Here is an 8,093-nt window from a genome sequence, read left to right as displayed (position 1 = left end):
TTCGTGTTTCGTGCGCCGGAATCCTTCGTGCGGGAAACGGCCGAGGCCGCGCGCCTCAGCGGGTTGAGCCGCTCCGAATACGCCCGGCGCGCCATCGAAGAGGCCAACGCGCGTGCCATGCAAATGCGCATGGCGGCCCTGTCGCGCCGGCTGGCTGGGCAAACGGCGGACGAGAACGAGGCGCTGGACGGATCGGCACCCGACGGACTGTCGGCGTGAAGCAGGCCCCGAAGCCCGCGCCCCGAAGGGTGCCTGCAGTTGCGCGCGCGACCCAACCCACGGCAGCCCGTGCCAGCGTCGTGCGAGGCGACTTGTGGGCGGTGGACTTCGAGCCGCAAAGCGACCGCGAAGAACCGGGCAAGACCGGCCGCCCGGCGCTGGTGCTTCAGACCGACGCCCTCAACCGCGCCGGCCACGCCAGCACCATCGTCATCCCGGGCACGAGCCAACTGGGGGCGCTGGAAGAAGACGATCTGTTCCCGCTTCGCGTGCGGCTGCCTGCAGCCACCGGTACTGGCCTGCGTGAGGCCACCGACCTGCTCATCGACCAGGTACGCGCCGTCTCCAACCGCCGCCTGATCCGCCGGCTGGGTAGCGTGGACGCAGTGGCGCTGGCCCGCGCTGAGCAGGCGCTGCGCTGGTTGACCGGGGTTTAAGCAATCGCGTCGAGCAACTCGCTCTCGATCTGCAACTGCTGGCGGTTTCGCTGCAGCGGGGCGCCGTCGATCAGGAAGGTGTCTTCCACGCGCTCGCCCAGCGTCGAAACCTTGGCGAGCTGCAGGTTGAGATGGTGACGCGCCAGCACGCGGGCGATCGCGTAGAGCAGCCCGGAGCGGTCGCTGGCCGAGACGCTGAGCAGCCAGCGCTGCGCGCGCTCGTCGGGGCGCAGCAGCACGCGCGGCGTGACCGGAAACGAGCGCACCCGCCGCGAGAGGCGGCCTCGGTTGGGCTCGGGCAGGGGCGCGTTGCTGGCCACCGCCTGGGCGAGCTGGTGCTCAACCAGCGAGATCAGGTCGCGGTAGCTGGTATCGAGCCGCTGATCCACCTGCGGCGAGATCGCCTGGAAGGTGTCGAGCGCGTAGCCGCTGGTCGTGGTGTGGATCTTGGCGTCGAGGATGCTGAAGTTCGCGGTATCGAAGTAGCCGCAGATGCGCGCGAACAGATCCGGCTGGTCGGGCGCATAAACGAGCACCTGCAGGCCTTCGCCGATGCTCGACAGACGAGCCCGCACGATCGGCGTGCGCGTTTTCAAGTGGCTGTACAGCGCACGCGCATGCCACGCGATGTCGGCCGCGTCGTGGCGCGCGAAGTAGCTGATCTCGAGCGTCGCCCACAGCGGCTGCTCGACGCCCGTGGGCAGCGAGTACAGGTTGAGCACCTTGCGCGCCTCCTGCTTGCGCGCCTCGAGCTCGGCATGGGCATTGGTCCTCTCGCCGCCGAGCGCGCGCAGGGTGCTGCGGTACAGGTCCTCGAGCAGCTTGCCCTTCCAGGCGTTCCAGACCTTGGGGCTGGTGCCGCGGATGTCGGCGACTGTGAGCAGATAAAGCGCGGTCAGCCTGCGCGTGTCGTGCACCCGTGCGGCGAAGGCTTCGATGACCTCGGCGTCGCTCAGATCCTCTTTCTGCGCGATGCGGCTCATGGTCAGGTGCTCCTTGACCAAGAACTCGATGAGTTGCGTGTCGTCTCGCCCGATGCCGTGATCGCGGCAGAAGCGCCGCACCTCGGCAGCGCCGAGCTGGGAATGGTCGCCGCCGCGGCCTTTCGCGACATCGTGAAACAGCGCCGCCACATAGAGCACCCACGGCCGTTCGAACTGCGCGGCAAGCTGCGAGCACACCGGGTACTCGTGCGCATGCTCGGGGATGAAGAAGCGCCGCACGTTGCGCAGCACCATGAGGATGTGCTGGTCGACCGTGTACACGTGGAACAGGTCGTGCTGCATCTGCCCGACGATGCGGCGGAACACCCACAGGTAGCGGCCCAGCACCGAGGTCTGGTTGAGCAGCCTGAACGCGTGCGTCTGCCCGCCGCCCGGGTGCATGAGGATCTGCATGAACAGCCGCCGGTTCACCGGGTCCCGGCGGAATTCGGCGTTCATCAGCCCGCGCGCGTTGTACAGGGCGCGCAGCGTGCGAGCGGAAAGGCCCCTGATGCCGACCGACTGCTGGTAGGTCAGGAAGGTTTCCAGGATGGCATGGCGGTCGCGCTCGTAGAGATCGTCGCTGACCACTTCGAGCATGCCGCCGCGGTCGAGGAACTTCTCGTTGATCGGGCGCATCGGCGCGCCGCCGGTGCCGCCCACCTGTTCCTCGATGCCCAGCATAAGGATGAGATTGAGCTGCGTCACCGCCTTGGCCGCCCAGTAGTAGCGATGCATCAGCGCCTCGGAGGCGCGCCGCTCGCGCGTGGCCTGGTAGCCAAAGCTCTCGGCCACGGCGGTCTGCAGGTCGAACACCAGGCGGTCTTCGCGCCGGCCCGCCACCATGTGCAGCCGGGCACGGATCAGCTTGAGCAGGCCCTCGTTGCGCTGCAGCTGTTTGACCTCGAAGGGCGTGGCGAGACCCTGGGCCGCCAGCGCGCTCCACGTCTTTCCCAGGCCCGCCGCGCGTGCCGCCCAGATCAGCACCTGCAGGTCGCGCAGGCCGCCGGGACTCTCCTTGCAGTTGGGCTCGAGCGCGTAGGGCGTGTCTTCGTACTTGGTGTGGCGCTGCCGCATCTCGAGCGTCTTGGCGCGCAGGAAGGCGGCCGGGTCGAGCGCGGCCGCATGCCGAGCCCGGAAGTCCTCGAACAGGCGGCGCGAGCCGCACAGGAAGCGCGCTTCGAGCAGGGCGGTCTGCACCGTCACGTCGCGTTCGGCCTCGGCCACGCACTCGGCGACCGTGCGCACGCTCGAGCCGATCTCCAGGCCGATGTCCCAGCAGGCGGTGATGAAGCCGCTCACGGTGGACCGAAGGGCATCGTGGTCATGCGGCCCGGCATCGTCCTGGCCATGCGCGGTGGGCAGCAGCACCAGCACGTCGACGTCGGAATACGGAAACAACTCGCCCCGGCCGTAGCCGCCCACCGCCACCAGCGCCGCGCCCTTGGGCATGAGGGCGTGCTGCCAGAGCTGGCCCAGGCTGGCATCGACATGGCGGGCCAGCCCGCGGATCAGTTGCGCGGCCGCCGGTGCTGTCGGCCGCTGGCCACGGAAATGCTCGATGAGCGCCGCCTTGCCGTCGCGAAAGCGCGCCCGCAGGCCGGGCAGGGCAGGCGCCGGGGCGGGGTCCAGCACCGCAGCCACGTCAGAACCTCAAGCGGCGGCAGCAAGCTCCGGCGGCGCCGGGCTACCGGCCGAGACGGTCAGCACCTCGTAGCCGCTGTCCGTGACCAACACCGTGTGCTCCCACTGCGCCGAGAGCGAGCGGTCCTTGGTGACGATGGTCCAGCCGTCGCCCAATTCCTTGATCTCGCGCCGACCGGCGTTGACCATCGGCTCGATGGTGAACACCATGCCCGGCGCCAGCTCTTCCAAGGTGCCCGGGCGGCCGTAGTGCAGCACCTGCGGCTCCTCGTGAAACTTGCGGCCGATGCCATGGCCGCAGAACTCGCGCACGACGGAAAAGCCCTGCCGCTCGGTGAAGGTCTGGATCGCGTGGCCGATGTCGCCCAGGCGCACGCCCGGCTTGACCTTGGCGATGCCCCGCCACATCGCCTCGTACGTGAGCTGGCACAGGCGCTTCGCGGCGATGGAGCCCTCGCCGACGATGTACATCCGGCTGGTGTCGCCGTGCCAGCCGTCCTTGATGACGGTGACGTCGATGTTGACGATGTCGCCGTTCTTGAGCGGCCGGTCGTTGGGAATGCCGTGGCAGACCTGGTGATTGACGGAGGTGCAGACCGACTTGGGGTAGGGCGTGTAGCCCGACGGCGCATAGTTCAGCGGCGCGGGAATCGCCCCCTGCACGTTCACGATGTGATCGTGCGCGAGTCGGTCCAACTCTTCGGTGCTGACGCCGGGCACCACGTGCGGCGTGAGCATGTCCAGCACCTCGGAGGCGAGTCGCCCGGCGACGCGCATGCCCTGGGCATCCGCTGCAGTCTTGATCGTGATCGGCATGGCCGGAATTATCACACCGCCCCCGTAAAATTCCGGGTCCGGCAAGGGCGGCCCGGCACTGCCGACACGCCTTCGCGCGGTTCTTCCGGCGCAAGGCGCGCCGCCTGCCTGCTGCTGCCGCAGCTTCTCCTCGACCCAGTCCATGACGCCCTCCACGCCCACGATCCTGTTCTTCGAAGGCGGCAATGCGCTGCCCCGTTTTCGCGCGCAGGCACTCCTGCCGCGATTGCAGGCGGCGGTGTCGCGCGTGGCCGGCGTGCATGCGCGCCATGTGCATTGGGTGCTGCTGGCGCAAGAGGCGAGTCGCCAGACCCTTGATACGCTGGCCGCGCTGCTGCGCTACGGCGATGCCTATGAAGGTCCGGACGGCGGCGAGCGGGTGGTGGTCATGCCGCGGTTGGGGACCGTTTCGCCCTGGGCCAGCAAGGCCACCGACATTGCGCACAACTGCGGCCTGGCGGTGCGGCGCATCGAACGGGCGACGGAGTTCCAGATCGTGCTCAAGAGCGGCTTGCTCGGCGGCACCAAGCCGCTCGCCGCTGCGGAACGCGAGGCCGTGGCGGCGCTGCTGCACGACCGCATGACCGAAAGCGTGGCCTTCGATCGCGACGGCGCGCGGCAACTTTTCGACGTGCAACCGGGCAAGCCGATGGAGACGGTGGACGTGCTCGGCCGCGGACGTGCGGCGCTGGAGGCGGCCAACCGCGACTTCGGGCTGGCACTGAACGCCGAGGAGATCGACTACCTCGTGGCGGCGTTCACCGGCCTGGCGCGCAACCCGAGCGATGTGGAGCTCATGATGTTCGCGCAGGCCAACAGCGAGCATTGCCGTCACAAGATCTTCAACGCGCGCTTCACGATCGACGGGCAGGAGCAGGAACACTCGATGTTCCAGATGATCCGCCACACCCACCAGACGGCACCGCAGCACACCATCGTCGCCTACAGCGACAACGCGGCCGTGATGGCCGGCGGGCCGGTCGAGCGCTGGGGGCCGCTGAGCTACACCAATGCCCCGGCCTACGGCGCACGCGAGGAAGTTGCGCATGTGCTGATGAAGGTGGAAACGCACAACCACCCGACGGCGATTTCGCCGTTCCCCGGCGCGGCCACGGGCTCGGGCGGCGAGATCCGCGACGAGGGCGCCACCGGGCGCGGCGCCCGGCCGAAGGCGGGACTCACCGGCTTCTCCGTCTCCAACCTGCGCCTGCCCGGCCTGGCCGAACCCTGGGAGCGCGGGGACTACGGCAAGCCCGAGCACATCGCCAGCGCGCTCGAGATCATGACCCTCGGCCCGCTCGGCGGCGCGGCCTTCAACAACGAGTTCGGCCGACCGATTCTCGCGGGCTACTTCCGCGTTTACGAACAGACCGTCCCGGCCGAGGCGGGCGAGGAGCGCCGCGGCTATCACAAACCCATCATGATCGCCGGCGGCCTGGGCTCGATCGCCGAGGGGCAGACGCACAAGATCGCTTTCCCCGCCGGCACGCTGCTGATCCAGCTCGGCGGCCCCGGCATGCGCATCGGCATGGGCGGCGGCGCGGCGAGCTCCATGGCGGCCGGCACCAACACCGCCGCGCTCGACTTCGACTCCGTGCAGCGCGGCAACCCCGAACTGCAGCGCCGCGCGCAGGAGGTCATCAACCACTGCTGGTCGCTCGGCGAAACGAACCCCGTGCTGGCGATCCACGACGTCGGCGCGGGCGGCCTGAGCAATGCCTTTCCGGAGCTGGTGCATGACGCCGGCCGAGGGGCGCGTTTCGATCTGCGCCGCGTACCGCTGGAGGAAAGCGGCTTGGCGCCACGCGAAATCTGGTGCAACGAGAGTCAAGAGCGCTACGTCCTGGCCATCGCGCCGCATAGTTTGCCGATCTTCGAAGCGATGGCCCTGCGCGAGCGCTGTCCCTTCGCCGTGGTGGGGGTGACCACCGACGCCGCGCAACTCGTGCTCGAAGACGGTGGCGACGGGAAGCAGCCCGGCGCACCGGCCCCTCCAATCGACATGCCGATGGACGTGCTGTTCGGCAAACCGCCCAAGATGCACCGCGACGTGCGGCGTGCGGTGCGCCGCTTCGCGCCGGTGGACCTCACCGGCGTGACGCTCGAGCGCGCCTGCTTCGACGTGCTGCGCCATCCCACCGTGGCCAGCAAGCGCTTTCTCATCACCATCGGCGACCGCACGGTCGGCGGCCTCAGCCACCGCGACCAGATGGTCGGGCCGTGGCAGGTGCCGGTGGCCGACTGCGCGGTGACGCTGGCCGACTACGCCGGTTTTCGCGGCGAGGCGATGGCCATCGGCGAGCGCACGCCGCTGGCCGTGATCGACGCACCGGCCGCCGGCCGCATGGCGGTGGCCGAGGCGATCACCAACCTGCTCGCGGCGCCGATCGAGCTGGCGCGCGTCAAGCTGAGCTGCAACTGGATGGCCGCCTGCAGCGACGACCCCGCCGCGCCGGGCGACGATGCGGCGCTTTACGACACCGTGCGCGCCGTCGGCCTGGAGTTGTGCCCCGCGCTCGGCATCTCGGTGCCCGTCGGCAAGGATTCGCTGTCGATGCGAACGCGCTGGAGCGAGGGCGAAGGAGCCGAGCGGCAGGCGAAGCAGGTGACGGCACCAGTCTCGTTGATCGTCACCGCCTTTGCGACGCTCGCCGACGTGCGTGGCACCTTGACGCCGCAACTGCAGATGGCCAACGCCGGTGCCGCTGCCGGCGGCGTGGACGCCGGGGACAGCTCGCTGATCCTGATCGACCTGGGTGCCGGCCACAACCGGCTCGGCGGCTCCATCCTTGCCCAGACGCTGGAGCAGGTCGGCGACGCGGTGCCCGATCTCGACGACCCGGCGCTGCTGAAGAGCCTGGTGAGCGCCATCGACCGCCTTCGCGCGGCCGACCTGCTGCTCGCCTACCACGACCGCAGCGATGGCGGCCTGTGGGCGGCGGTGTGCGAGATGGCCTTCGCCGGGCATTGCGGCGTCTCGCTCAACGTGGACCTGCTCGTCACCGAGGGCGACGGCATCCAGGACAGCCGCATGGACTGGGGCGACGCCAAGAACTGGGCCGGGCAGACGGCGGAGCGCCGCAACGAGCTGACGCTGAAGGCCTTGTTCGCGGAGGAACTGGGCGCCGTCATCCAGGTGCGCACCGCCGAGCGCGACGCGGTGGTGCAGACCCTGCGCGAATTCGGTCTCGGCCGCCACAGCCACGTGATCGGCAAGCCCAACGCGCGCGGCATCGTCGAAGTCTGGCGCGACACGAAGGCCGTGTTCTCGGCGCCGCTGCAAGCCTTGCAACAGGCCTGGGACGAGGTCAGCTGGCGCATCGCGCGCCTGCGCGACAACCCCGCCTGCGCCGATGCCGAGCATGCCGCCACCGGTGGGCCTGACGACACCGGCCTGCACGTGCACCTGACCTTCGATCCCGCCGAGAACATCGCCGCGCCTTTCCTGAACCTGGCGCAGCCCAAGGTCGCGATCCTGCGCGAGCAGGGCGTCAATTCGCACCTCGAGATCGCCTACGCGATGGACCAGGCCGGCTTCGACTGCCACGACGTGCACATGAGCGACCTGCAGGCGGGCCGCGCGCGGCTGGCCATGTTCCAGGGCCTTGTGGCCTGCGGCGGGTTCAGCTACGGCGACACGCTGGGCGCCGGTGAAGGCTGGGCGCGCTCCATCCTCTTCAACGCCGCGCTGGCCGAACAGTTCGCCGAGTTCTTCAACCGCCGCGACAGCTTCGCGCTCGGCGTGTGCAACGGCTGCCAGATGATGGCGGCACTCAGCCCCATCATCCCCGGCACGCAGGCGTGGCCGCGCTTCACGCGCAACGTGAGCGAGCAGTTCGAGGCCCGGCTGTCGATGGTCGAAGTGCTCGAATCGCCGTCGATCTTCTTCACCGGCATGGCCGGCAGCCGGCTGCCTGCGGCGGTGGCGCACGGCGAAGGTCACGCTGACTTCTCGCAGCGCGGCGACGCCGCGGCGGTGCATCGCGCACTGCGC

The 8,093-nt window shown here is 69.5% G+C and carries 5 protein-coding genes; 3 read left to right on the top strand and 2 right to left on the bottom strand.

Translation table 11 applies throughout. The features are described from left to right. On the top strand, nt 1-219 hold a 219-nt coding region (locus tag H0W38_RS11160), incomplete at its 5' end, for an antitoxin of toxin-antitoxin stability system (RefSeq protein WP_292453906.1). Beyond that, on the top strand, nt 216-656 hold the full coding sequence (locus H0W38_RS11155; RefSeq protein ID WP_292453904.1) for a type II toxin-antitoxin system PemK/MazF family toxin: 441 nt from the start codon (nt 216-218) through the stop codon (nt 654-656). The genes H0W38_RS11160 and H0W38_RS11155, both read left to right, overlap by 4 nt. Here the strand turns inward: H0W38_RS11155 and H0W38_RS11150 are convergent. Together H0W38_RS11150 and map are read right to left on the bottom strand one after the other, a co-directional pair. Then, the gene (locus H0W38_RS11150; protein ID WP_292453902.1) at nt 653-3,283 is read right to left on the bottom strand and encodes a [protein-PII] uridylyltransferase; all 2,631 of its coding nucleotides are present in this window, start codon (nt 3,281-3,283) and stop codon (nt 653-655) included. The genes H0W38_RS11155 and H0W38_RS11150 overlap by 4 nt on opposite strands. Nucleotides 3,284-3,292: 9 nt before the next feature. Further along, nucleotides 3,293-4,099 carry a type I methionyl aminopeptidase gene (map, locus tag H0W38_RS11145; protein ID WP_292453901.1) on the bottom strand — a complete coding sequence of 269 codons (807 nt, stop codon included), beginning with the start codon at nt 4,097-4,099 and terminating at the stop codon, nt 3,293-3,295. A gap of 142 nt (nt 4,100-4,241) precedes the next feature. Between map and purL the strand changes: the two genes are divergently transcribed. After that, a partial coding sequence (purL, locus tag H0W38_RS11140; protein WP_292453899.1) for a phosphoribosylformylglycinamidine synthase occupies nt 4,242-8,093 on the top strand: 3,852 nt, incomplete at its 3' end.

The organism is Methylibium sp., assembly GCF_013817365.1.
Lineage (GTDB): Bacteria > Pseudomonadota > Gammaproteobacteria > Burkholderiales > Burkholderiaceae_C > Methylibium.
This window is presented reverse-complemented; position numbering and strand designations above follow the sequence as displayed.